Annotated in this window: 19 protein-coding genes; 4 read left to right on the forward strand and 15 right to left on the reverse strand. The window is 62.0% G+C overall.

The features are described 5' to 3' along the window. Positions 1 to 91: 91 nt before the first annotated feature. Both ACERK3_05895 and ACERK3_05900 read left to right on the forward strand, forming a co-directional pair. Positions 92 to 1,636, forward strand: coding sequence for an alkaline phosphatase (locus tag ACERK3_05895; GenBank protein ID MFA9477825.1), 1,545 nt, complete (start codon positions 92 to 94; stop codon positions 1,634 to 1,636). A 14-nt stretch (positions 1,637 to 1,650) separates the two neighbouring features. Then, positions 1,651 to 2,865 (forward strand): Gfo/Idh/MocA family protein, encoded by a 1,215-nt coding sequence (locus ACERK3_05900; GenBank protein ID MFA9477826.1) that lies wholly within the window; start codon positions 1,651 to 1,653, stop codon positions 2,863 to 2,865. 99 nt (positions 2,866 to 2,964) lie between these two features. Here the strand turns inward: ACERK3_05900 and ACERK3_05905 are convergent, their stop codons facing one another. The 15 genes from ACERK3_05905 to ACERK3_05975 form a co-directional block, all read right to left on the reverse strand. Next, positions 2,965 to 4,533: a galactokinase gene (locus tag ACERK3_05905; GenBank protein MFA9477827.1), complete on the reverse strand. Its 1,569-nt coding sequence runs from the start codon at positions 4,531 to 4,533 to the stop codon at positions 2,965 to 2,967. A 246-nt stretch (positions 4,534 to 4,779) separates the two neighbouring features. Beyond that, positions 4,780 to 5,880 (reverse strand): chorismate synthase, encoded by a 1,101-nt coding sequence (gene aroC, locus ACERK3_05910; GenBank protein ID MFA9477828.1) that lies wholly within the window; start codon positions 5,878 to 5,880, stop codon positions 4,780 to 4,782. Positions 5,881 to 5,942: 62 nt separating this feature from the next. Then, complete coding sequence (locus ACERK3_05915; protein ID MFA9477829.1) at positions 5,943 to 8,183, reverse strand: S41 family peptidase; 2,241 nt, start codon at positions 8,181 to 8,183, stop codon at positions 5,943 to 5,945. Between the two features lie 302 nt (positions 8,184 to 8,485). Then, positions 8,486 to 9,835 carry an ATP-dependent Clp protease ATP-binding subunit ClpX gene (clpX, locus tag ACERK3_05920; GenBank protein MFA9477830.1) on the reverse strand — a complete coding sequence of 450 codons (1,350 nt, stop codon included), beginning with the start codon at positions 9,833 to 9,835 and terminating at the stop codon, positions 8,486 to 8,488. A gap of 248 nt (positions 9,836 to 10,083) precedes the next feature. Continuing rightward, on the reverse strand, positions 10,084 to 10,536 hold the full coding sequence (locus ACERK3_05925; GenBank protein MFA9477831.1) for a hypothetical protein: 453 nt from the start codon (positions 10,534 to 10,536) through the stop codon (positions 10,084 to 10,086). A gap of 59 nt (positions 10,537 to 10,595) precedes the next feature. Next, a complete protein-coding gene (tig, locus tag ACERK3_05930) occupies positions 10,596 to 12,014 on the reverse strand; it encodes a trigger factor (GenBank protein ID MFA9477832.1) in 1,419 nt (472 codons plus the stop codon). Positions 12,015 to 12,272: 258 nt separating this feature from the next. Continuing rightward, positions 12,273 to 13,043, reverse strand: a complete 771-nt coding sequence (bioD, locus tag ACERK3_05935; GenBank protein ID MFA9477833.1) for a dethiobiotin synthase — start codon at positions 13,041 to 13,043, stop codon at positions 12,273 to 12,275. Positions 13,044 to 13,152: 109 nt separating this feature from the next. Beyond that, positions 13,153 to 14,496, reverse strand: coding sequence for an acetyl-CoA carboxylase biotin carboxylase subunit (gene accC / locus ACERK3_05940; GenBank protein MFA9477834.1), 1,344 nt, complete (start codon positions 14,494 to 14,496; stop codon positions 13,153 to 13,155). 130 nt (positions 14,497 to 14,626) lie between these two features. Beyond that, positions 14,627 to 15,112: an acetyl-CoA carboxylase biotin carboxyl carrier protein gene (gene accB / locus ACERK3_05945; GenBank protein MFA9477835.1), complete on the reverse strand. Its 486-nt coding sequence runs from the start codon at positions 15,110 to 15,112 to the stop codon at positions 14,627 to 14,629. A gap of 122 nt (positions 15,113 to 15,234) precedes the next feature. Beyond that, positions 15,235 to 16,338, reverse strand: coding sequence for a M24 family metallopeptidase (locus tag ACERK3_05950; GenBank protein ID MFA9477836.1), 1,104 nt, complete (start codon positions 16,336 to 16,338; stop codon positions 15,235 to 15,237). A gap of 148 nt (positions 16,339 to 16,486) precedes the next feature. Next, positions 16,487 to 17,278 (reverse strand): succinate dehydrogenase iron-sulfur subunit, encoded by a 792-nt coding sequence (gene sdhB, locus ACERK3_05955; protein ID MFA9477837.1) that lies wholly within the window; start codon positions 17,276 to 17,278, stop codon positions 16,487 to 16,489. A gap of 66 nt (positions 17,279 to 17,344) precedes the next feature. Then, on the reverse strand, positions 17,345 to 19,342 hold the full coding sequence (gene sdhA, locus ACERK3_05960) for a succinate dehydrogenase flavoprotein subunit (protein ID MFA9477838.1): 1,998 nt from the start codon (positions 19,340 to 19,342) through the stop codon (positions 17,345 to 17,347). Positions 19,343 to 19,396: 54 nt separating this feature from the next. Further along, entirely contained in the window at positions 19,397 to 19,714 is a 318-nt protein-coding gene (locus tag ACERK3_05965; protein MFA9477839.1) for a hypothetical protein, read from the reverse strand. A gap of 121 nt (positions 19,715 to 19,835) precedes the next feature. Continuing rightward, on the reverse strand, positions 19,836 to 20,630 hold the full coding sequence (locus ACERK3_05970) for a hypothetical protein (protein MFA9477840.1): 795 nt from the start codon (positions 20,628 to 20,630) through the stop codon (positions 19,836 to 19,838). A gap of 113 nt (positions 20,631 to 20,743) precedes the next feature. Continuing rightward, the gene (locus tag ACERK3_05975) at positions 20,744 to 21,175 is read right to left on the reverse strand and encodes a DUF1844 domain-containing protein (protein MFA9477841.1); all 432 of its coding nucleotides are present in this window, start codon (positions 21,173 to 21,175) and stop codon (positions 20,744 to 20,746) included. Positions 21,176 to 21,411: 236 nt separating this feature from the next. Between ACERK3_05975 and hisI the strand changes: the two genes are divergently transcribed. Together hisI and ACERK3_05985 are read left to right on the forward strand one after the other, a co-directional pair. Then, complete coding sequence (gene hisI, locus ACERK3_05980; protein MFA9477842.1) at positions 21,412 to 21,816, forward strand: phosphoribosyl-AMP cyclohydrolase; 405 nt, start codon at positions 21,412 to 21,414, stop codon at positions 21,814 to 21,816. Positions 21,817 to 21,874: 58 nt separating this feature from the next. Continuing rightward, positions 21,875 to 23,275, forward strand: coding sequence for a glycosyl hydrolase (locus tag ACERK3_05985; GenBank protein MFA9477843.1), 1,401 nt, complete (start codon positions 21,875 to 21,877; stop codon positions 23,273 to 23,275). Positions 23,276 to 23,285 lie beyond the last annotated feature (10 nt).

Below are 23,285 nucleotides of genomic sequence, written 5' to 3' on the forward strand. Positions count from 1 at the left end.
AGGACGTTGTGCACCAGGTGGTCGACGCGTTTCAGGGTTGTTGCCGCCACGAACAAGCTGACCGATCTTTAAGCGGTGAAAGGTTCTGGATATGGCGGCCTCCCAGCTATCTCGTCGCGAAGCATTGAAGCTCGCTACTGCCACAACAGCAGCGTTTTGCGGTAGCGCGACCATCGGAATCAATCACAACACGGTGCATGCCGCGAGCTCGCGCCGACGTCGACGACCGCGCAACATCATCTTCATGGTCAGCGATGGCATGAGTATGAGCGTGCCCACCCTCACTGACAGCTTTGCCCGAATCGTTCGCGGCAGCGATCAGCAATCCCATTGGACCGCGCTCATGACGGATATCGAGGCTGTGCATGGCCTCGAACAGACGTTCTCCCTCAACTCGCTGGTCACCGACTCTGCCGCGGCGGCCTCCGCATGGGGCTCTGGTTCACACGTGGCCAACGGAGCAGTCAACATGCTGCCCGATGGCACGAAACTCACACCTATCGTAGAACTCGTGAAGCAGAGCGGTCGAAAAGTTGGCCTCGTTACAACGACGCGGGTTACCCACGCCACGCCCGCCGGCTTCGCCGCCATCGAAACCCGACGCACGCATGAGGACGAGATCGCTCCGCAGTACCGTGACGTGGTCGACGTGCTCCTCGGCGGCGGCCTCGCACAGTTCGATCCCAAACAGCGCGAAGACAAACGCGATCTGCTGAACAATTACAAACAAAGCGGCTACAGCTTCTGGAGTCACCGCGACCAACTCCTCAGCGACGAACGGCCGAAACGTGTACTCGGCCTTTTCGCCGACAACTTCCTCCCCTACACACTCGACCAGGCGCAATCCGCTGAAGACATCGCCAATATCCCCACGCTCGCGGAAATGACAGCCAAGGCCATCCAGATTCTCAACGCACATGCCGACGGCTTCCTTGTTCAGATCGAGGGCGGACGCGTTGATCATGCGGCCCACGGGAACGACGCCGGCGCAATGTTCTGGGATCAGCTCGCTTTCGACGATGCGATCGGTGTCGCACTGAACTTTGCCCGCCAGCGCGACGACACACTCGTCATCATCACTTCAGACCATGGCACGGCGAACCCCGCCCTGAACGGTTGGGGCTCGGGCTACATCGACAGCAACGAGCACTTCGCTCGACTCGCCAATGTGACCGGCTCATTCAACACCATTGTGCAGCGCATCCACGATGAGGCAGGCGAAGGCGATCCCGACGCCGATCTCGTTGCGGACGTTGTCAAAACGTATATCGATATGGACGTGTCCACCGAGCATGCACAAAGCCTCGCGAACACGATCGCGACCGGTGAGCGTCCGGAAGCGATCAATCAACAAATGACACACCCAGGCGGCGTGCTTGGACAGATCGTGGGCAATCACACCGGCATTCACTTCACCGGGCACACCCACACCGCGGACCATGTGATCTGCTCGGCCTACGGACCCGGCTCCGAGCGTTTCGCCGGCCTTCGGCCGAACACGGATGACTTTCGACAGATCATGGACCTGTTTGAAATCGATTACCAGAACCCCAGTCGTTCGCCGAACGAACCGTGGCGTCAATCTCTGTCGTTCGCGCCACGGCGAACCAAAATCTTCAGTGAACTATCGACGTAACCGGAGAAATCGCAGTGCCCCGTCATATAGGTATCGGTGTAATCGGATGTGGTGCCCGGATTCGCACCGTGCTTCGCCACACCCTCCAAGGTCATCCCGAGTTGCGCGTCGTCGCCGGCTGTGATCCACGGCCGGACAGCGTCGAGGCGCTTCGCGAAGCGTTCGCCGACGAACTCACCGTCTACGACGACTACCATCAACTCGTTCAGGACCCGAACGTGCAATGGGTGTTCGTCGGCTCGTGGAACATTCAGCATCACGACCACATTCTGGCTGCACTTGGAACAGGCTGCCATGTGTTCGCTGAAAAGCCGATAGCCACGACGATCGACGATTGTCTGAATATCTACACCGCCCAGCAGCGGACGAGTGCAATGTTTGTCATCGGCTTCACCCTGCGTTATTCGCCCCACTACCGCCGTGTTGTGGATCTTATCCGCAATGGTGCAATCGGTGAGATCGTCAGTATTGAAGCCAACGAAACGTTGCCACTCGATCATGGTGGCTTCATCATGGCCGACTGGCGTCGCTCGACCATGGACAGTGGTGGTCACATGTTGGAGAAATGCTGTCACGATATTGATGTGCTCAACTGGATCGTGCAAAGCCGTGCACGCCGCGTCGCATCGTTTGGCGGCAACACGGTCTTTCGTCCGGAAAACGAGCCTTTCCTCGAGCACATGGGCACGAATGACGAGCAGGCGTCGGTCTATCTCAGCCGACCGCTACATAACCCTGCCAATCCATTCAGCGGCAACCATGATATCGTTGACCATCAGGTCGCCATCATCGAGTTCGAGAATAACGTCCGTGCTACGTTCCACACCAACATCCACAGCGACCTTGCTGAGCGACGCACCTACATCTGCGGCACGAAGGGCAGTCTGCGGGCCAACGTGCTCACGGGTTCGATCGAACTGCGTCGCCACGGCCTCGGCCACACCGTTGAGCAGCATGGTACGGGAACGAACGGCGGCCACGCCGTAAGCGATGTCGTGCTCGGCGAAGAACTCGCCAACTGTATGCTCGAGCAAACCCCACCCGCGACCGACATGGAAGACGCCGTGACCTCCGCCATCACCTGCTTGTCAATCGATCAAGCCATGCACGAACGCACCTTGATCGACCTTCATCCGCATTGGAAACAGATGGCGATGGGTCGAAAGCGCGTGCACGAACAACTCGCACATCCCCCCGCTGCGACCAGCCCGCGCCATGCACAGCGATAGAGCGGAGTCAGCTCAAATGTAGCGTTTAGCCCCGCCGCCTACGGCGGCCCCGGAAACGCCTCCGCGTGGCCGCGAGGGCTAAACATGGCGTACGCACGGTCACACCCGCGCCGTCCCTGTCGCCACGGCTCCCGGTCCGCTGCCGCGAAACAGCGATGTGGGTTGATTCGTTTCGCGTGTGTACTGCTGTCGCAGTTCGTCGATCTTCGCGAGCACGTCATCCGTCTCGCGCACGAGCATCACCGCCGTGCCCCCATCGCCAGCGCCGGTAATTCTCGCGCCGTATACGCCGCCAGCCGGGCCGATCGCCCGCGCCATCTCTACAAGACGATCGGTCATCGAATGCCCAAGCCGAGCGTATTCACCATAGCTCGCGTGACTGGCATACATCAGTTCACCTGCCCGGGTCATCAACGTCTCGGTATCACATGGCTGCTCACTCGCCGACGATGTTGCTGCCGACGTTGCACCACTTAGCCATTGCTTCAACAGTCCAACGATGCCAGGCGATGCCGCGTTCACGTGTCTCGACGTTACAGCCTGATCATAGGTCGGCTGCTCGCCGCCGCATCGCCGCACCAGGTCGATGAACTGCCGCCCTCGCTCCGCCTCCAGCACATGATGCGTTGCCGCCGCTCGCACGTGATACATTTTCTCCGGCGACACCGCTGTGACTGTGTCGTTCGTTGCCCCGTGTCGCTTAAGGAACACCTCGCCGAGCATCGTTTCGGGCAACTCCGCCCGCCATGTGCTGATGAAGCGCTCCGGATCAACGTTGGCCAGGTAACCGCGTGTATGGTCTTCATCCGGATCGAGTTGACTGAGCAGCTTCTGTGCGATGAACGCGGCGACGCGCGTGTCGACATACGAATCGCCCTTGACGTCATGCGTCACGCCGCTGTGCACGCCGACAAAGGTATAGCCCGTCGGCACGGGCAACGCCGTGTCGATCACCCGCGCCGGACGTCCCGATTCGTCCGGCTGACAAAGCAGTACGAACAACGCGTCGGCCTGGCCGAGCACAGCGGTCGCCTGATCCATGATGCCGCACGGCGCACCAACCACATGGTTCTCCACCGCCTGACACCCTGCTGCAAGGTCCATCGGCGTCAACGTCGCGCCGAGCACCGACAGCATCGCGGTCATGCTCGCCACCTCGATGGCAGCGCTGCTCGCAACCCCGCCGCCCAAAGGTACATCGCTGTCGATCGCAAGTGTGACGCCATGCCGCAACTGCCCGATCGCCCGGTCTTGGGTCCGGGCCTGTTGCTGGAGCAGCCACCACACACAGCCAAGCGGGTAGCGCGCCCATCCGTCGGCGTCGTCGCACGCTCGACGAACCGCCAACGGATCAGGGTCGAGCAATCGCTCTACCGGTAGCCGCACTTCGCGCTGCGCCTGCGCGCTGCGGCAAACCACCTGGTCGTCATAGCGCAACTGCACCGCCGTCGCCGCTGCCACCGCCAACGGCAGTTCGCACACCACCGCTCCGCTGTAGTCGGCAATGCCCCCCATCACATCCAGGCGACCCGGCGCTCGCGCGACGTGCACAGGTCGGCCGGACTCGAACAAGTTCGCCTGCGCCGCGGCATCAAGCAGCCGACGCGTCGGCTGCATCGTCAACACCGATGACGACGTGCCCCCCGGCGCTTCGGGGAATGCGGCCACTTCACTTGATGCTGCGATTTTTCGCGATTGACGGCTCACCCTGCTCTCCCGTCTGCGACATGGCCTCAACACCTCTGTCGAGACATCAGCACTTCACGCACTGAATTCGTAGGGCAGGGCTTGCCCTGCCGCTGCTTGGACGAAACCATGGCAGGGCAAGCCCTGCCCTACATGGCGACAGCCTTACGGCATCAAATGCGATTGCCTGCTCGCCCATCGGCCACAACACAACTCGCACCAACTCACTCACACCGGCAACATCGCACGCTGCCGCAGCATGTGGTCGGCCAACACCATCGCCACCATCGCTTCGCCCATCGGCACGAAACGCGGCAGCAGGCAGGGGTCGTGTCGCCCCTTGGTCGCAATGGTCGTCACTTCACCCTGCCGGGTCACCGTCGGCTGATCCTGCGGCAGGCTGCTCGTGGGCTTGATCGCACAGCGCAGCACGATCGGCATGCCGGAACTGATCCCGCCGAGCATCCCGCCGTGGCGGTTCGTCTTCGTTTTAATATTTGGGCTTTGAACCTCACCGTTACCGGGCACGAAGATGTCGTTGTTCTCGCTGCCGCGCAGCGTTGCAACGTCAAAGCCCGCGCCGTACTCAACGCCGAGCACCGCCGGCAGACTGAACATCGCCTTGCCCAGATCAGCTTTGAGCTTGTCGAAGACCGGCTCACCCCAGCCGGCCGGCACGCCCGTGGCGACCAGTTCCGCCACGCCGCCGATCGAGTCACGCTCGCTGCGCAACCGCTCGATCAGCTCGATCATCCGCTCCGCCACATTCGCATCGGGACAGCGGACAATGTTCGACTCCACCTGCTCCAACGTGATCGCTGCGGGCTCGGGCACGTCCGCGACCAGCTCGCCGACCTGTTTGACATAGCCGACGATTTTGACGCCGACGGTGCCGAGCAACTTCTTGGCGATCGCGCCCGCCGCCACGCGAGCGGTCGTCTCGCGGGCGCTGCTGCGGCCGCCGCCTCGGTAGTCGCGAAAGCCATACTTCGCATCGAATGTATAGTCCGCATGACCGGGGCGGTACTTGTCTTTGATGTCAGCGTAATCGCGTGATCGCTGGTCGGCGTTGCGAATGAGAATGGCGATCGACGTGCCCGTCGTCTTGCCTTCGAACACGCCGGCGAGAATCTCCGGCTCGTCGGCCTCGTTGCGTTGCGTGACGATCTTGCTCTGCCCCGGCCGCCTGCGGGCAAGGTCGGGCTTCAGATCGTCTACCGATAACGGTAACCCCGGCGGCACGCCATCGACGATGACGACATTACCAGGGCCGTGGCTTTCGCCAGCGGTCGTGATGCGGAACATTTGGCCGAAGGTGTTACCGGGCATAGACCGGTATTGTAGCGTGCCGCGCAAAATACGGCTCGGGCAGTGACCGCCCTACTTCTCGGTCAATTCCGCTGGGCCTTCTGCGCGATCGCGATATCCTTGCTCACCAGTCGGGTCTTGAGCACGAGCAGCGCCGCTTCGAGTTGCGGGTCGAGCCCGCGTGCGAGGATCTCCGACGCCACCGCCGGTATCTCTTCCCCGTTAGCCACCTCGACTTCTTCATCACGCAGCACGTCGACCTTCTGTCGAAACTCCAGCGACTCGCTGACCTGGCTATCGGTCATCGACACGATCAGGTCCGGCTCGATGCCCCAAGTCTTCGCGTCGGGCTGGCGGTCGATGATTCGCCCCTTGGGCAACTGGTAATACTGGGTGGTGAGTTTGAGCACGGCCTCGCCGCGATTCAGCCGGAACGGGTCCTGCACCGAGCCTTTCCCGAAGCTGCGCGTGCCGACGATGGTCGCCCGGCCGTAGTCCTGCAACACGCCGGCGACAATCTCCGATGCGCTCGCCGAACCCTGATTGATCAGCACCACCACGGGTATGCTGTCGCTGATGCTGGTCACATGCCGCCTCGCTCGGCTTTCGCTCGTGCGTCGGCCGTCCGCGTTCACTGTCGAAACAATCGTGCCGTTGGACACGAAGCGGTCGGCAATGTCGATCGCCGAGTTCAGCAGCCCGCCGGGATTGAAACGCATGTCCAGAATCAATCCGTTCAACGGGCCTTCCGCCTCCATCTGTGCGATCGCGGCGTCCATATCGTCCGCGGTCTGCGGGATGAACTGCGACAGTCGCAGGTAACCGATACGGCTATCGGGATCGATGAGATAATCCCAAGACCCGTCGGCCTGATGCTGCCAACCGCGGATCGACTCGATGATGATCTCCGCTCGTCGAATCGACAGCTCGATCAGATCCGCCTCGCCTGCGCGTTCGAGGCTGAGCTTCACTTCCGTATTCTCCGGGCCGCTGATCTCACGCACCGCTCGGTCCAGATCCCATCGCGACGCGTCCCGTCCATCCACCTGGGCAATCACATCGCCCGCCTTCACGCCGGCCCGCTGCGCAGGGGTGTTCGCCAGCGGGCTGACCACCACCAGCCGACCGTCGCGACGCGAAAGCTGAATACCAACCCCGTAAAACCGGCCATGCAGGCTTCGGCTGAAACGCTCAGTCTCCTCCGGCCAAACGACCGACGAAAACTCGTCCAGCGTTTGAGTCGCGCCCTCAGTCATCTCATAAATCAGCACCGAGCGGGGCAGTTCCAACGACCGGTCGTTCATCACCATGATCCGGTCGATCATGCTGTCGACATCAAGGAAGTTCAGTTTCTTATTCGGCTCTTTCAGACTGGCGCTAAGCCGTTCGAGATCCCGACGAAACTGGTCCCGCTTCTGCTCATCGTTCAACGCGGCGAACGTGTCAGCCAGATCGTCCGTGTTAATCAGCACGAGCAGCGCATCCACCGCACCGATCATCAGCGGAACGTAGCCCTCACTGTTGACGTGACGGCGGGAAGCCTGGTGTAGCGTGGTTTGCAGGATCGACGCGTCCACTTCCTTCAGCCGATCTTCCCACGATTCCGACTCAAGGTCCGGAAGCTGATCCGCTTCGTCTTCAAGCAATTCATCCGCATCGCCGTCCTGATCCGCCTCTTCGCGGGAAGCGCGTCGTCGTTCCAAGCGAGCTTCATGTTGAGCCCGCAGCTTGTCCGGGGCATACACCTGAAGCACGCGCACATGCTTGCGGGCCATTCGGAGCGGATCGCGGTACGTGGCCCGGTCATCGTAGAGCAGGTCAAGCAGGCGATAGACGCTCATCGCCTCGACCCAGTCGCCTTCCTCTTCCGCGGCACGCGCCATCCGTTCGGCATGCTCGACGATCTCCCGCACCTCATCGCGGGCGAGATAGTCGTCTGCGTCGTCTGCCAGGCCGTGCGCTTCGATCGCGGCGATCAGGGCGTCTTCTGTTGCACCCTCGGCGAAGGCGTCTTTCGCGCGGGCGAAAGCGTCTTCAAACGCCTCCCGCCGTTCGCTGACGCGAACACCTTCATGCTCGCGGTGGCGTTCGAGATCGGCGATAAGGCTCTGGAGCTGGTTGTGCTCAAGCCCCGCAAAGTCGGTCTGCAACCGATCGAGCAGCGTGCTGAACTGACCCGCCTCGGCCAGATCGGACAGCTTGCTCACGTCCGTATTCGCACCGTTGGCCAGCACCGGCCCGGGGGCCACCACCGCCGTGACGAGGCATAGCGCAAAGGTCATCGCCAGCCGGGTGCCTTGGGTCCGCCAGGTGTGTTGCATCATGGTTGCCATATCCCGTGGATCAACAAAAAGAAAGCGGGGACAGGCCCTCCTCTGCCGGCCAGCCTGCACTGCAAGGCTGCCGACGCGCGTGAGCGTCTCCCCATCCACCACCGCCGGGCCTCCACCCACAGCGGCACGCATACCACTATAGGCACGAAAGCCTCGCGATTGAAGCCCCACCCGGGGACGACCTGAAGATTAACGGTCCCAGGCTCGGCTGTATTGCAGCACACAGGCCACCTCCGCCGCTTCGCGGCGTGGCAAACGATGGCGGCAAGGCGGTTTCAAGGCTGGAATCGGGTTTACGCCGACTCTTTCTTCTTCTCACGCAGCTCGGCCAGCGACTTGCCCTTGTCCACCGCCTCGGCGTCGATGACGTATCGGGCGCCGGCGTTGTCCAGGTCCGGCAGGTCGTACATCAGCTCCAGCATCAGCTCTTCCATCACGCTGCGGAGCGCACGAGCGCCCGTTTCGCGGCCGATGGCCTGCTTCGCAAGCTTGCGAAGAGCGGCGTCGGTAAATTCCAACTCCGCGCCTTCCATCGAGAAAAAGTGCTGAAACTGCCGAACGATCGCGTTCTTCGGCTCGGTGAGGATCTGCACCAGCGAGTCGACCGTCAACGGCTCGAGAGCGGTCGCCACGGGCAGTCGGCCGATCAGCTCGGGGATCATGCCGTACTCGGTCAGGTCCTCCGGCGTGACCTGCGAGATCACCGACGCGTTCCGCTGCGCCGGGTCTTCGTCCTGCTCGTGGGCGAAGCCGATCGCCTTTCGGCCGAGGCGCTTGCGGACGATGTCCTCAAGCCCCACGAACGTACCCGCACAGATAAACAGGATGTTGCTCGTGTCCACCTGGATGTACTGCTGCTCCGGATGCTTTCGGCCGCCCTGCGGGGGCACGTTCGCGACCGTGCCTTCAAGCATCTTCAACAGCGCCTGCTGCACACCTTCGCCGGACACGTCGCGGGTGATGCTGACGTTCTGGCTGGTCTTGCCGATCTTGTCGATTTCGTCGATGTAGATGATGCCGCGCTGGGCCTGCTCGAGGTCGTAGTCGGCGGCCTGGAGCAGCTTCAGCAGCAGGTTCTCAACGTCTTCACCCACGTAGCCGGCCTCGGTGAGCGTCGTGGCGTCGCCGATGGCGAACGGCACGTTCAGCGTGCGGGCGAGCGTGCGGGCGAGCAACGTCTTACCCGAGCCGGTGGGGCCGATGAGCAGAACATTGGATTTGTCCAGCTCGACGGTGCTGTCCTTTTCGGTCGCGCTGAGTCGCTTGTAGTGATTGTGCACCGCGACCGACAGCGACCGTTTCGCGTTCAACTGCCCGATCACGTACGCGTCGAGGAACTCCTTGAGCTGCCGCGGCGTGGGGATCGACCCGAACACCGGCCGCCCGGCGTTCACACGTCGACGTTCCTGGCGAAAAATATTCTGGCAAAGATCGGTGCAGTTCGCACAGATGTAGACATCGCTGGGGCCTTCGACCATCGGGCCCACTTCGCGCGAGGTCTTGCCGCAGAACGAGCAGGTGGTGATGCGTCGGCCCTTGAAACCGCCGCCCCCCTCCGAACCGCTGGCCTTCGGGCCGGTGTCCTGAGGGGTCTGCTTATCGTTGCCGCCGCCTGATCGTCCGCCACTCTTACTATTGGCCATGGGGAATCTCAAAATACCTGAATGATGACACGACGAGGCTCATGGGGAGGTCGCCGAATAGATAAATACGGTTACGCACCGCCTGTTAGCCCTTTGATCGTCCATCTGGGCACTTGCCTTGATGGGATCGGCTGGCGGGTTTTTCTGCCTGCCGACATCGGCGAGGCGCAAGGCCCATCATAACGCAATAACCCCCTTGAAGTCAGTCCCGAATCGGGTTACATCCTGCTTTTTTCAGTGGGTTTGCGTCAGGCAGGCTTATCGGAATCCGGCGAGGTGGAATCCGGCGGCAACGGGGGGCTTTCTCCCGTCTCCCCCTCCGCCCGCGAATCCGACTCAGCAGGCGGGGGTGGTGGGATTGCCCCGCTTTGAGGTTTTTGCCCCGGCGGTGCGGCAACCTGCCCGCTGCCTTCACCGCGGGCCTGGCCGATCATCGCCGAGCGGACGCGCTCAAATTCCTCGTCCGACAGCTCGCCAGCCGCATGCAACCGACGCATGTCCGACAGGGTAAACCCTGGCATTCGCGTCGGCTCATCCCGGCTGAGCATAAACCGCCGGATGACCAGCGCGATCGACACGAGCACGATCACCGCCACCGCCAGCGTCAGCACGGACCAGAAGATCCGCCCCGTGGGCCCGCCACCGTCCGCCTGCCCCAGCAGGGGCATCGGCAGCATGATGATCGCAACAGCTTGGCTCATCACGGCGCTCCACCGGCATCACAAATCCGCGCGACACAGCACTGAGGCGTCACACTACGTTAGGCCGACTCGACCTTCTCGTCGCTTTCGACGACCTTCGCCTGCTCGATGACCTTGTCCAGCGTCTTCTGCTCGCGGATCTGCATGTAGATCTGCTCCAGCTCGCCACGCTGAACCATATCCTGCCGCAGCTTCTCGGGGCGTCGGCCCTGCTGCATCGCCATCATCGCCACTCGGCCGTTGACCTCGTTCTCCGCGACCTCGATCTCCAGGTCCTTCGCCGCCTTGTCGATGATGAAAAACTGCTTGAGCTGACGCTTCGCTTCATCTTCCGAACCGGATCGCTGCTCGGCGATCTCCTGGTCCGCTTCCTGCTCGCTCTTGCCCTGATAGAGCAACTCCATCCGACGTCGGCTAAGCACCCGCTCCGTCTGTCGGCTGGTCAGGTCCTCAGGCAGTTCCATCTCAACCTGCTCCACAAGCTGATCAACCACCTGCTTGTGCATGTCGTCCGTCTGCTGCTGCTTGCGACGGCCCTCAAGCATCTCGCGGATGCGCGTCTTCATGTCGTCTTCCGACTCGACGCCCATCTGCTCGACAAGCTTCTCCACCGGCGCCGGCTCAACACGCTCAATCCGGTTGATCACCAGCTTGATCGTGATCGGCTGATCCTTGATCTTCTCGTTCTCGTGACCCTTCGGACCGGTCATCGAAATCTCATCGGTATCGCCAACCTTCTTGCCCGCCAGTCGTTTGCCCAGATCGTCCACCACGATGCCCGCGACGTGGCCCTTGAACTCGCGCGACTCGCCGGCGACCAGCACATACGCCTCCGCCTGATGCTCGATCACTTCGGCATCGTCGCCCGCGTTCTCACCCGCAAGCACCTTCACCTCGCACGCGAGGAAGTCGTCCGACTGCACTTCGCCGCCTTCGATCGGCTTCATGTCGCCGAAACGCTCGCGGAAGCGGTTGATTTCCTTGTCGATGTCTTCGTCCGTCACCTCGGCCGACCGCTTCTTCACTTCGAGCTTGTCCAACGCCGGCAGCTTGACCTCCGGCGTGATCTCGACTTCAACCTCGAACTTGAACGGCCCCGACTCGGGCAGCTTCAACTCTTCAATGTCTTTGATCTCCGGCTCGCCGAGCACGTCGATCTTTTCATCCTCCAACGCCTGCGTATAGCTTTCGCTGAGCAGTTGCCCCTTCACGTCATCGCGAATCGAATCGCCGAACCGGCGCTCGATCAGCCGACGCGGCGCACGCCCGCGACGAAAGCCCGGCAGCACCGCTTCATCACCAAGGTCGCCATACGCGCTCTCGATCTTTTCCTTGATTCGCGTTTCGGGCACTTCGATCACCAGCTTCTTGCGAGCCGGGCCGATGTTCTCCACCGTGACCGATTGCTCTGGACGTTCTTCGGTGGCTTCGGTGGCTTCGGTGGTGGTGGGGTCGTTTTTCGGGTCCTGGTCGGCCATGGCGCAAGGCTCCTGCTTTATCAGCGTGTCGATGATTGGTTGTGTAGGGTGCGGGCGTGGGAGGTGTAAGTTGGCTTTCCTGTTGACCCACGCCTGGCATCGCTCCCGCGGCAACGCCGGTACCTCAACAGGAAGCCCGACATTATCCCCGCTTTGACGACGTACGTCAATTCGCCTGAAACATTTAGCCGCGGTGCTCGCACCGCGCTCTTCGCCCCGCAGCCTCAACACCCGGGTCAAATCGCCACTCATCGCACGTCATTGACCGCTCATCAACGCCACCCAGTCCGCCATGCCCGCCGCCTCGATCAGCCCCCCGTCAAGCCGTGCCCGCGAGGGGTTCGCCTCACCGTCACGCACCTTCGGCAGCACCGCCAGCACCGGCGCGCCGGTCATCTTCGTCAGCCATCGGCGGTTCGTCGTGATCGCCGGATCGTCGTCGACCGCGTCCGGGTCATAGCCGTTGATGACCAGGCCAGCAACCACACAACCCGCTTCGCGCAGCAGTCGAACCGTCATCGCCGTGTGATTCAACGTGCCCAGCCCCGCTCGCGTCACCACCACCGTTGGCAGGCCCAGCGCTGAAATCAATTCCAGCACCGTACACTTCGGGTTGTCCGGGTCCAACGGCACGAGCAGACCGCCCACGCCTTCGACCAGCAGCGCGTCACTCGCATCGTCCAACGTATGCAACGCCCGCGCGAGCAAGGCCCAATCCACCTTCTTGCCTTTTTGCTCCGCCGCCACCGCAGGGGCCAACGGCGGCGCAAACCGGATGGGGTTAATCACGTCCAAAGGCAGCCGACAATCGGCGAAGTGCGCGAGCGCTTCGGCATCTTCATGCACAAGCCCTTCCCGCTCACGCCGACACCCGCTGCTGAACGGCTTGCACACCCCGACACGCCACCCCGGCCGCTGTTCGCGCAGCGCCGCAGCGATCGCACACGTCACCACCGTCTTGCCAACCCCCGTGTCGGTCCCGGTGACAAACAACCCCGGCGTCGTAAGTCGCGGCAGGCGATCGATCATGCGGCCATCCCACCCATGAATACACACAAACTAACAATAACGCCCCCCCACGCCCCCGTTAGCCGCGAAGCAAAGCGGAGCGCGATCCGCCGCTAAATCACAACCTCGCTCACTGCTCAAGCAACCGTTCGACAAAATTGATGTCGATGTCCGACTTCAAAAAGCTGCCATTGCGCATCAAGTCAGCGTGCAGCGAAATGGTTGTCTTGATCGGCGAGATTTCAAACTCAGCCAGCGCCCGCTTCAACGTTGCAATCGCCTCGTCACGCGTGGGCTTGTGCGCGATCAGCTTCGCGATCATCGAATCATAGTTCGGCGGCACGCGATAGCCGGTGTAACAATGCGAGTCCAATCGCACACCCAGGCCGCCCGGCGGCTCATAGCGTTCGAGCACACCCGGGCTCGGGCGGAAGCCGTTGTCCGGGTCTTCAGCGTTGATGCGCACTTCAATCGCGTGGCCGTTGCGCTTGATCTGCTTCTGCGTGAATGGCAGCTTTTCACCTGCCGCCACGCGAATCTGCGTCCGCACGATGTCCACGCCGGTGATCATCTCCGTCACCGGGTGTTCCACCTGCACGCGCGTGTTGACTTCCATCAGGTAGAAGTTCTTCTTGTCGTCCATGAGAAACTCGACCGTCCCGGCCGAGTAGTAATTCGCTGCCTTGCACAATCGAGTAGCCGCTTTGCACAGACGCTCGCGTTCGTCTTCCTTCAGCACGGGGCAGGGCGCTTCCTCAATGAGCTTCTGCTTACGCCGTTGCATCGTGCAGTCGCGTTCCCAAAGGTGCACGACATTGCCGTGCTGGTCGCCGATGATCTGCACCTCAACGTGGCGGGCCTTCTCGATAAACTTTTCGACATAGACCCCGCCGTCACCGAACGCGGCCTCTGCTTCGGTCATTGCTGCCTTCAGCCCCGACCGTAGCGACATGTCGTTATGAGCAACGCGCATCCCCCGCCCGCCGCCGCCGGCCGACGCCTTGATGATGACCGGGAAGCCGATCTCGTGAGCGACCTTCACCGCTTCGTCCTCGTCGTCGATCCGCCCCTTCGAGCCGGGCGACGTGGGCACCTTACTTCTGATCGCGAGCTGCTTGCACTGCACCTTGTCGCCGAGCGTCTGCATCGACTCGACACTGGGGCCGATGAACTCGATGTTGCACGAACGGCAGACCTCGGCGAAGTGCGCGTTCTCCGCCAGGAAGCCGTAGCCGGGGTGAATCGCGTCAACGTTGGCAACCTCGGCGGCGGCGATGATGCGCGAGATGTTCAGGTAACTTTCGCTGGCCTTCGCGGGCCCGATGCAGATCGCGCGGTCGGCGAGTTTGACGTGGCGCGAGTCGCGGTCGGCGGCAGAATACACCGCCACCGTCTCGATGCCCATCTCCCGCGCGGCACGAATGATCCGCACGGCGATCTCACCACGGTTGGCTATGAGGATGCGTGAAAACATGGCTTTTCTATCACGGAGCAAAAAAGTAACCGCGGATGAACGTCAGTAAACGCAGGTCAGAAAAACGGCGACTCTTATTCTGCGTTCATCCGCGTTCATCTGCGGCTTCAATCCGCTCGGGGCGCTGGTTTCAGTCCGGTTTGATTTCGAACAACGGTTGGTCAAACTCGACCGCCTGGCCGTTCTCCACGAGCACGCGTGTGATCGTGCCGCTGGCCTCAGCCTTGATCTCGTTGAATACCTTCATCGCTTCGATCAGGCACACCACCGTGTCGGGGCTGACCTTGTCACCCACCGACGCGTAAGGCTTGGCGTCCGGGCTGGCGGCTGAATAAAACGTGCCCACCATCGGGCTCTTGATTGCCACGCCGCCACTGGCCGTGCCTTCCGTCGCGGCCGGCTGTGCGGGCTCCGCCGTGACAGGTGCCGCCGGCGCGACAGGTGCGGGCGCAGCCGGCCCAGGTGCCGCGGCAGCTGGCGAAACGTAATGCACCTCCGGCGTTTCACCACGACGACGTAAACGAACCTTGTCCTGGTCACCTTCGATGTCCAGCTCGGTCAGGTCGTTGTCCGTCATCAACTTGACGAGCTGTTTCAGCGTCTTCAGGTCGATCATAATGCTTCATATCCGATATTGGTCACGTGCCATCCACCACGTCGACGGCCAACCAGCCCCTGCAGGCGATCGGCCTCAAAACCATCACCCCCATCACCCCCTGCCGACGTGGCAGCAAGAAACTATATGATTGCCGATTCCAGACGCTTGGGCAAATCGCTGAGCACCTTCGCCCCACGCCCCGTCACCAGCACATCGTCCTCAATCCGCACCCCCCCCACGCCAGGCAGGTAAATGCCCGGCTCAACCGTCACCACCTGCCCCGCCTCCAGCACGCCCTCGCTCCGCGGCGAAAGCGTCGGCTGCTCGTGAATGTCCAACCCAATGCCATGGCCAAGCGAATGGCCAAACTGCTCGCCATACCCCGCGTCGCTGATCACCTTCCGCGCCACGGCGTCGATATCCTTCAGCGCCCTGCCCGGCTCGATCGCATCAATCGCCGCAAGCTGCGCGTCGAGCACCACCTGGTAAATCTCACGCAGCTTCGGCTTCATCTTCCCCAACGCCACCACACGCGTCAGGTCCGAACAATAGCCATCGTAACGGGCGCCCCAGTCGATGAGCACAATGCTCCCCTGTCGCGGCCGCTTCTTCCCCGGCACGGCATGCGGCAGCGCCGCGTTTGCATCCGCCGCAACAATCGTCGGAAAGCTGCAACCATCCGCCCCGTACTCGGCCCGCATCCGATACTCAAGGTACGCCGCGATCGCCTGCTCTCGATCCGTTTCCAGCATGCCCGACTCAAGCAGATCGTTGAACGCGTCCTGCTGAATGCGGATCGCCTTGCGGATGATTTTGATTTCATCGGCCGTCTTCACCGCCCGCTGCTTGAGCAACCCGTCGTCAAACTCAACAACGCGCTTCGCGCCAAGCTTCTTCACAATTGCCTTGCGATGCGCAAGCGTCACGTAGTTCGGCTGCAACCCGACTTGTTCCACCTTCCTGTCATCCAACAGCTTGGCAAGCTCATCTGTCAGCGACTTTTTCCGCATGATCGCCTTGGCGTGCGGCGCTTCGCGCTGGATCTGCTCGTCAAAGCGAAAATCGCTGAGGATGTACACCTGTCCGCCGCGCTGTGGGATCAGCGCCCACGAGTCGTCGCCGACGAATCCGGTGAGGTAGCGAATGTCGCGCGGGTTGGTGACGAGCAACGCGTCGGCATCGCCTTCGCGCAATCGCTTGCGAAGCGCAGCGACGCGGTCACGCAAATGCACCGGTGCAGTCATCTTTTTCGTGGATCGTTTCCTGGGCATGCCGAAAAGGATAAGGGCAAACGCCTTTTGATTAAACTCTCATCCACCAAATGAAGAAGCCCACAGCGTGACGCTGTGGGCTTCGCCCGATGTTCAGCACAATATTTCCATCACCCACGGCTCACTTGCCCGTAAAGAACTTCTTCACCGCGTGCACCGTCGTCTGCCGACCGACATGGGCGATTGCTTCGGTCAGCGGCACTTCCTTCGGGCAGACCTTTACGCAGTTTTGCGCGTTGCCGCAGTCGGTGATGCCGCCGGGCTCCATCATGACATTCAGTCGGTCGCCCGCGGCCTTCTTGCCGGTTTCGTGCAGGTTGAACAGCAGCGTCTGCCCGATGGCCGCCGGACCAATAAAGTCGTTGTCCTTCGTGTACTGCGGGCAGGCTTCCAGGCAGCAGCCACACGTCATGCACCGCGACAGGGCGTAACGCATCTCCTGCTGCTCGGGCGACTCCATCGGGCCGGCCCCGAGTGAGTGCGTGCCGTCGATGGGCACCCATGCCTTGATCTTCTTGAGCGCGTTGAACATGCGCTGCCGATCGACCGCGAGATCGCGCACGACCGGGAACTTGGTCATCGGCTCAAGCGTGAGCGTGTTGTCATCGCCGAGCACGTCGTCGAGCAGCGTCGAGCAACTCTGGCGGACGTGGCCGTTGATGATCATCGTGCACGCGCCGCAGACTTCTTCCAGGCAGTTGGCTTCCCACACCGGCGGCCGCACCTGCTCGCCCGCCGCGGTCACGGGTCGAGCGGCGATCTCCTGCAACACCGAGATGATGTTCAGGTTCGGCCGATAGGGCACGTCAAACGTGTGCCAATGCGGATCGGTGCCTTGACTTTCCTGTCGCTTGATGCGAACGCGGAAGGTCTTCTGCTTGCTGCTGGGCGTAGGGGTTGTGGCTGCGGTCATGGGTATTCACGGGGTTGAGGTTGCGAATCGTGGTCTTGATTCTAGCCTGCTGAATCGGGGCTGGCTTCAGGATGCGCTCGCATCTTTGCCGTTGGTCTCCGTGCCGTACACCGGCGACGTCTCGCTTGGACGTTGGCTATAACCTTCGCCGCCGGGCTTGTTGTCGAGATCGGCCTGCTTGCTGGCAGCACTCTCAGCCGACACCTCGACCTTGCCATACGTCCGGGCTCGCGGCGGCACGAGCGGGCAGGGCACGTCCTCCCACTCAATGATCGGCTTGTCGCCGGCCGAGTCATACTTCGCGATGCACGTCTTGTGAAATTTCGCATCATCCCGTTCGGGATAGTCCGGCCGATAGTGGCTGCCGCGCGATTCCTTCCGCTCGATCGAGCCGAGCAAAGTCGCCTCGGCGTAGCGGATCATGTCGCCCAGCGCCCGGGCGAAGCCGAGGTTCGCGTTCGTCCAGCTTGTCGTGTCGGAGAGGCGGATGTCCTCGTACTGCTCCTTGATCTCACGCAGCACGCCGTACGCCTTGGTCATCCGCTCTTCCGTCTTGACCACGGTACACGCGGCCGTCATCTCGCTGCCCATGCGCTCGTGAAGCTCGTACGGGTTGTGCTTGCCTTGCGCTTCGCTGAGATGTTTGACCTTGGCCTGCTCCTGCTCGATGTACTTGTTGTAAAGCGAGTCGGGCAGCTCGGCTGCGGGCTTGTCCATGTTCGTCACACGGTTGTGCGTGCCCAGGCCGCAGTACAGGCCGTCGAAGATGCACGACAGCAGCGCGTTCGCGCCAAGGCGGGTCGCGCCGTGGTACTGGTAATTGACTTCACCGAACGCGTACAGGCCGGGTATGTTGGTCTGCATGTTGGTCGGGTCGCCGAACTTCATGCCGATGGCCTGGCCTTCGTCGCCTTCCACGGGCTTCTTTTCTTCGGTGGCGTAGATGGTGTACATGCCGCCCATGGAATAGTGGACAGCGGGGAAGATCTTCATCGGGACTTTGCGCGGGTTGTCGCCGACGAATTTTTCGTAGATTTCGAGGATGCCGTCGAGCTTATGCTTCGTTTCGTCGGGCAGGTGCGAAACGTCGAGGTAGACCATGTTGCCGCCGCCGACGCCGTAGCCTTCCTGGCAGACGTTGAAGATCTCGCGTGTCGCAATGTCGCGCGGTACGAGGTTGCCATACGCCGGATAGCGTTCCTCAAGGAAATACCAACGCTCGGCGTCGGGGATGTCGGTAGGCTTGCGGTCATCGCCCTGCTTACGAGGCACCCACACCCGGCCGCCTTCGCCGCGGGCGGACTCGGACATGAGGCGACATTTATCTTCGCCGGGGATCGCGGTCGGGTGGACCTGAATCATCTCCGGATTGCCCAGCCACGCGCCGGCGCGATAGCAACGCGCAGCCGCGGCGCCGGTGCAGATGACGCTCATCGTGCTCTTGCCGAAGATCGCGCCGCAACCACCGGTGGCCATGATCACCGCATCCGCGCGGAACGAGCGAATCTCCATCGTCCGCATGTCCTGCGCGATGATGCCGCGGCAGACGCCGTCGTCGTCAAGCACGGGCCAGAGAAATTCCCAGAACTCATACTTCGTGACGTGACCCTCGGCTTCATGCCGACGTGTCTGTTCATCCAACGCGTAAAGCAGTTGCTGGCCGGTCGTCGCGCCGGAGAAGTGCGTTCGCTTGAACAACGATCCGCCGAACTTTCGCAGGTCGCGTCGACCTTCCGACGTACGGTTAAACGGCACGCCGGCCCGGTCGAGCAGGTCGATGATCCGCGGCGCCCAGTGGGTCATGTCATAGACGGGCGGCTGATGGTTGAGGAAGTCGCCGCCATAGAGCGTCTCGTCCATGTGCATCCACTCGGAGTAGCCCTGTTGCCGGGCGACCTCGTTCGTGGCGTTGATGCCGCCCTGGGCGCAGACGCTGTGCGAGCGGCGCACGGGCACCATGGAGAAAAGGTCGACCGGCGTGCCTGCCTCGGCAATCCGCACGGACGCGGCGAGCCCTGCCAGCCCGCCGCCGACCACGATCACTCTCGGTTGCTTTGTAGCCATGATTCAGCCTTCAAAGTTGCATGGCAGGGCGCGCCCTGCTTGACGCGATCAATATCAATATCCACCCAGCCAGCCCGGCATCGGCACACTCGCCTGAAGGCCGGCCGCGCTCGCATCCATCTCAGATAATAGCCCCAGCACACCCAGCAGCATGAGCACAAAAAATGCCAGCGAAGCCAGCTTCGCATAATCCTCCAGCACGCTCGGCCGCCAGACGTACACATGACCACCCGCCCCCACCGCCGCCAGCGCCATCGCCGCGATCATCGGCCAGTGGTCGCCCGCGAAACGCTCCAGCCCCGCGAACGGCAGCACCACCGCTGCCAGTAGCAGCAGCGTGCCGAGTATCACAATCGTGATCTGATGCTTCATATCGGGTTCCGTCCCCGCCTCTATTGCTTCGCGGCCCGCCAACTGGCGGTGACATCCCTCGCCGCAATCAATCCCAACCACTGCCGCCACCCTGCTGAGCCGACCCGGTTCTCAAAATCAATCACGGATCAAGGGGCAACGGATATTCACCTTCATCAATCTCCGGCGGGCCTTCCGCCAGGTACAGTTCATACGCCATCCGCTCTTGTTCGTTCAGCTCATACGTCATCGCGCCATACAGCGCTGCAAACGTGAACACCGTCAGCGTAATGCCCATCGCCGCACACACCACACCCCACCGCCGCTGCGCCGCGACGCTGAGCGTAATACCCCATGTGATCGCCGCGGTCCACAGGCCGTTCGACCAGTGATAAACCACGCTCAACGAGCCGACGAGGTAGAAGATCACCACCGGGATGGATTGCAGCGCAACCGCGACGCTGGCTGTCGCCATCGGCACGCGCTGGCCGTCCGGCAGCGTGTAGTCGACCATGAACGGCGTGTACCAGCCGAAGATGTCCCAATGCCATCGCATCGTCGCGACGTGCAGGAAGATGAACACAAGGGCAATGATGCCCGTCACGCGCTGGAAGAAGTACCGCCAGTTGCCGCCGTAGCGGTAATGGCTCACGTTGTTCTTGCTGCCGACGAACGTATAGACCAGCCCCAGGCCGGCGTGGAACGCAATCGCGATCCAAAGCGAGATTTCCACCAGCAGCAGCACCGGCACCGTGCGGTACAGCCAGTCAACCTCATGCTGATACGTGTCGGTCGCGAGCTGCGCATTGGTGAACAGGTGGAAGATGACGAACACGCCCACGGGGATGATGCCCGAGAGCGAGTGGAGTCTGCGGAGCAGAAAATGATGCCGGGCCATGAAGCCCAGTTCGTTGGAGCTTGAGGAGGACTCAGCCACGGTAAGCGTTTCCTTTCGCGTCTGCTGTCTGACGATTGACGCAAGTCCGAGTCAGTTGTTTCGCCACATCACGCCGACCTCGCCTCGTAGGGGTCAGCCGGGCGAAGGGCCGGTCACTCACCCTCGCCGCCGGCCGTGCGTGCCGCGGAAGCGAGTTGCACGTAACGCGTACGCAGTTCGTAAACCGTGCCCGCCAGCGTGGTGGACTCTTCCTCGCTCAGGTTGCCCTTGGTCTTCTCTTCGAGCACGCCGAGCATGTCGATGTGATGACGGGCCAGGTCCAGATTCTGAAAACGCTGCCCGGTGCGCGGGTCGGCAATCGCACCCATTGCAAACAGCGCCTGCGTCGCCATCGTGCTCATCAGCGTTTCGAAATTCGCAGGCGGCATTCCGCCCGGCGCACCGCCACCAGCTTCGGCCCCGCCCGCTTCAGGCTGCTGCTGCTTTGCTTTCGATTTCTCAGCAAGCTTCTGCTTCTCCGCCTGGGCCTGGGCTTTCCAGTCGGCGTCGATGTGCAGCTTCGGAGCGTCCTTTTCCTCGGCCATGTGAGCAATCCTTACCTGTTTGCGGTACTTCCAGCGTGTGTCCAAATGGTGCAGCCATGAGTATAGGAATTCTGCCCACGCGACGCGAACGCGATGCGGTAACCCGCGAATCTCGATATGTTTGTCCACTTCAGACAACCCGCGCGACCCATTCGGCAAAGCGAACGCTCGCCCACTGCCGGTACAATCCAACCCTGCCGAATCGCGCCGCGCCAAGCAAAATGGAGATCAACGCCATGAGCGATACCGCCCGCGAAACCTCGACCACACTCGACATCAAGTTCAACGAGCAAGGCCTCGTCCCCGCCATCGTCCAGAACATCGACACCGGCGAAATCCTCATGATGGGCTGGATGAACGACGCCGCACTCAAGCAAACCCTGCAAACACGCAAAGCAACCTTCTTCTCACGCTCGCGAAACAAAATGTGGGTCAAGGGCGAATCGTCCGGCCACATTCAGGAAGTCATCGACGCACGCGTCGACTGCGATCAGGACGTCGTCGTCCTTAAGTGTAAATCCCACGGCCCCGCCTGCCACGTCGGCTATCACACCTGCTTCTACCGCAGCGCCGACGCCGACGGCAACCTCAAAACCGTCGAAGAAAAAACCTTCGACCCCAACACCGTCTATCACAAATAACCCTCTTTCGAAGACAAAGCCCAGGCATGGCCATGCCTGGGCGTTACCTGAGACACCCATGAAGATCGACACCCAGCTCAAGCCCGCCGACCTCCGCCCCGCCATCGACCGCGTCTTCGGCATCGCTGCCGACAAGGTCCGCCTGCTCGAACGCGCGTGGGACACCTCCAAGGGCACGCCCGTCTTCACCGTCAACGGCAAATACACCACCCGCGGCTGGACCGAGTGGACCCAGGGCTTCCAGTACGGCTGCGCCATCCTCACCTTCGACGCCACCGACGACTGCGAGCTGCTCGAGCTCGGCCGACAGCACACCCTCAAGGACATGGCCCCTCACGTCACGCACATCGGCGTGCACGATCATGGGTTCAACAACCTTTCAACCTACGGCAACCTCCGCCGACTCATGCACGAAGGCCGATTCGAACACAACGAGTGGGAAAACCACTTCTACGAAATGGCCATCAAAGCCAGCGGCGCTGTCCAGGCCGCGCGATGGACCGAAACCATCGACGCCCGCACCGGCAGCCCTAAAGACGGCGGCGGCTTCATCTACTCCTTCAACGGACCGCAGTCGCTGTTCATCGACACGATGCGAACCATCCGCATCCTCGGCGCCGCCCATCAACTCGGCCACGCACTCATGGGCGAACAGGACACCCGCCACAACCTGCTCGGCCGATCGATTCAACACGCACTGACCACCAGCAAATACATCGTCTTCCACGGCGACTCCGAACACACCTACGACGTCCGCGGCCGCACCGCCCACGAAGGCCTGTTCAACCGCAACGACGGCCGATTCCGCGCCCGCTCTACCCAACAGGGCTACTCGCCGTTCAGCACATGGACCCGCGGCCTCTCGTGGGCCGTGTGTGGCTACCCGGAACAGCTCGAATTCCTCAAAACCCTCAAGCCCGCCGACATCAAAGCCGCCTCCGGCTTGGCGAAGGGTGACGTCATCGCCCTCTACGAACAAGCCGCCCGCGACGTCTGCGATCACTACATCGACGACGTCTCCACCACCGACGGCATCACCTACTGGGACGACGGCGCACCGAACCTGCACAAGCTCGGCGACTGGCGCAACGCCCCCGCCGACCCCTACAACGACCACGAACCCGTCGACGCGACCGCCAGCGCCATCGCCGCGCAGGGCCTCATCCGCTTCGGCCAATACCTCGGCAAGGCAAAGGGCAAGCGATACCTGCAAGCCGGCCTGAGCGTCGCCCGCACGCTCTTCGACGAGCCGTACCTGTCGACGAAGAAAAACCACCAGGGCATGCTGCTGCACTCGATCTACCACTGGCCCAACGGCTGGGACAACGTCCCGCGCGGCCGCAAGGTCGCCTGCGACGAGTCGAGCATGTGGGGCGACTATCACCTGCTCGAACTGGCCAACCTCATCAAGCGCATGGCCAACGACGCCCCCTACCCCGTCTTCTTCGACAAAGCCTGACCCCCACGCC

It is taken from the genome of Phycisphaerales bacterium AB-hyl4, from assembly GCA_041821185.1.
GTDB classification, from domain to species: Bacteria; Planctomycetota; Phycisphaerae; order Phycisphaerales; family Phycisphaeraceae; genus Natronomicrosphaera; species Natronomicrosphaera hydrolytica.

Bases quoted from the DNA above. Each gene is read 5' to 3' on its own strand.
- ACERK3_05895 (MFA9477825.1), top strand. From the start codon at position 92: ATGGCGGCCTCCCAGCTATCTCGTCGCGAAGCATTGAAGCTCGCTACT.
- aroC (MFA9477828.1), bottom strand. From the start codon at position 5,880: ATGCCCGGTAACACCTTCGGCCAAATGTTCCGCATCACGACCGCTGGC.
- ACERK3_05915 (MFA9477829.1), bottom strand. From the start codon at position 8,183: ATGATGCAACACACCTGGCGGACCCAAGGCACCCGGCTGGCGATGACC.
- clpX (MFA9477830.1), bottom strand. From the start codon at position 9,835: ATGGCCAATAGTAAGAGTGGCGGACGATCAGGCGGCGGCAACGATAAG.
- ACERK3_05925 (MFA9477831.1), bottom strand. From the start codon at position 10,536: ATGAGCCAAGCTGTTGCGATCATCATGCTGCCGATGCCCCTGCTGGGG.
- tig (MFA9477832.1), bottom strand. From the start codon at position 12,014: ATGGCCGACCAGGACCCGAAAAACGACCCCACCACCACCGAAGCCACC.
- bioD (MFA9477833.1), bottom strand. From the start codon at position 13,043: ATGATCGATCGCCTGCCGCGACTTACGACGCCGGGGTTGTTTGTCACC.
- accC (MFA9477834.1), bottom strand. From the start codon at position 14,496: ATGTTTTCACGCATCCTCATAGCCAACCGTGGTGAGATCGCCGTGCGG.
- accB (MFA9477835.1), bottom strand. From the start codon at position 15,112: ATGATCGACCTGAAGACGCTGAAACAGCTCGTCAAGTTGATGACGGAC.
- ACERK3_05950 (MFA9477836.1), bottom strand. From the start codon at position 16,338: ATGACTGCACCGGTGCATTTGCGTGACCGCGTCGCTGCGCTTCGCAAG.
- sdhB (MFA9477837.1), bottom strand. From the start codon at position 17,278: ATGACCGCAGCCACAACCCCTACGCCCAGCAGCAAGCAGAAGACCTTC.
- sdhA (MFA9477838.1), bottom strand. From the start codon at position 19,342: ATGGCTACAAAGCAACCGAGAGTGATCGTGGTCGGCGGCGGGCTGGCA.
- ACERK3_05965 (MFA9477839.1), bottom strand. From the start codon at position 19,714: ATGAAGCATCAGATCACGATTGTGATACTCGGCACGCTGCTGCTACTG.
- ACERK3_05975 (MFA9477841.1), bottom strand. From the start codon at position 21,175: ATGGCCGAGGAAAAGGACGCTCCGAAGCTGCACATCGACGCCGACTGG.
- hisI (MFA9477842.1), top strand. From the start codon at position 21,412: ATGAGCGATACCGCCCGCGAAACCTCGACCACACTCGACATCAAGTTC.
- ACERK3_05985 (MFA9477843.1), top strand. From the start codon at position 21,875: ATGAAGATCGACACCCAGCTCAAGCCCGCCGACCTCCGCCCCGCCATC.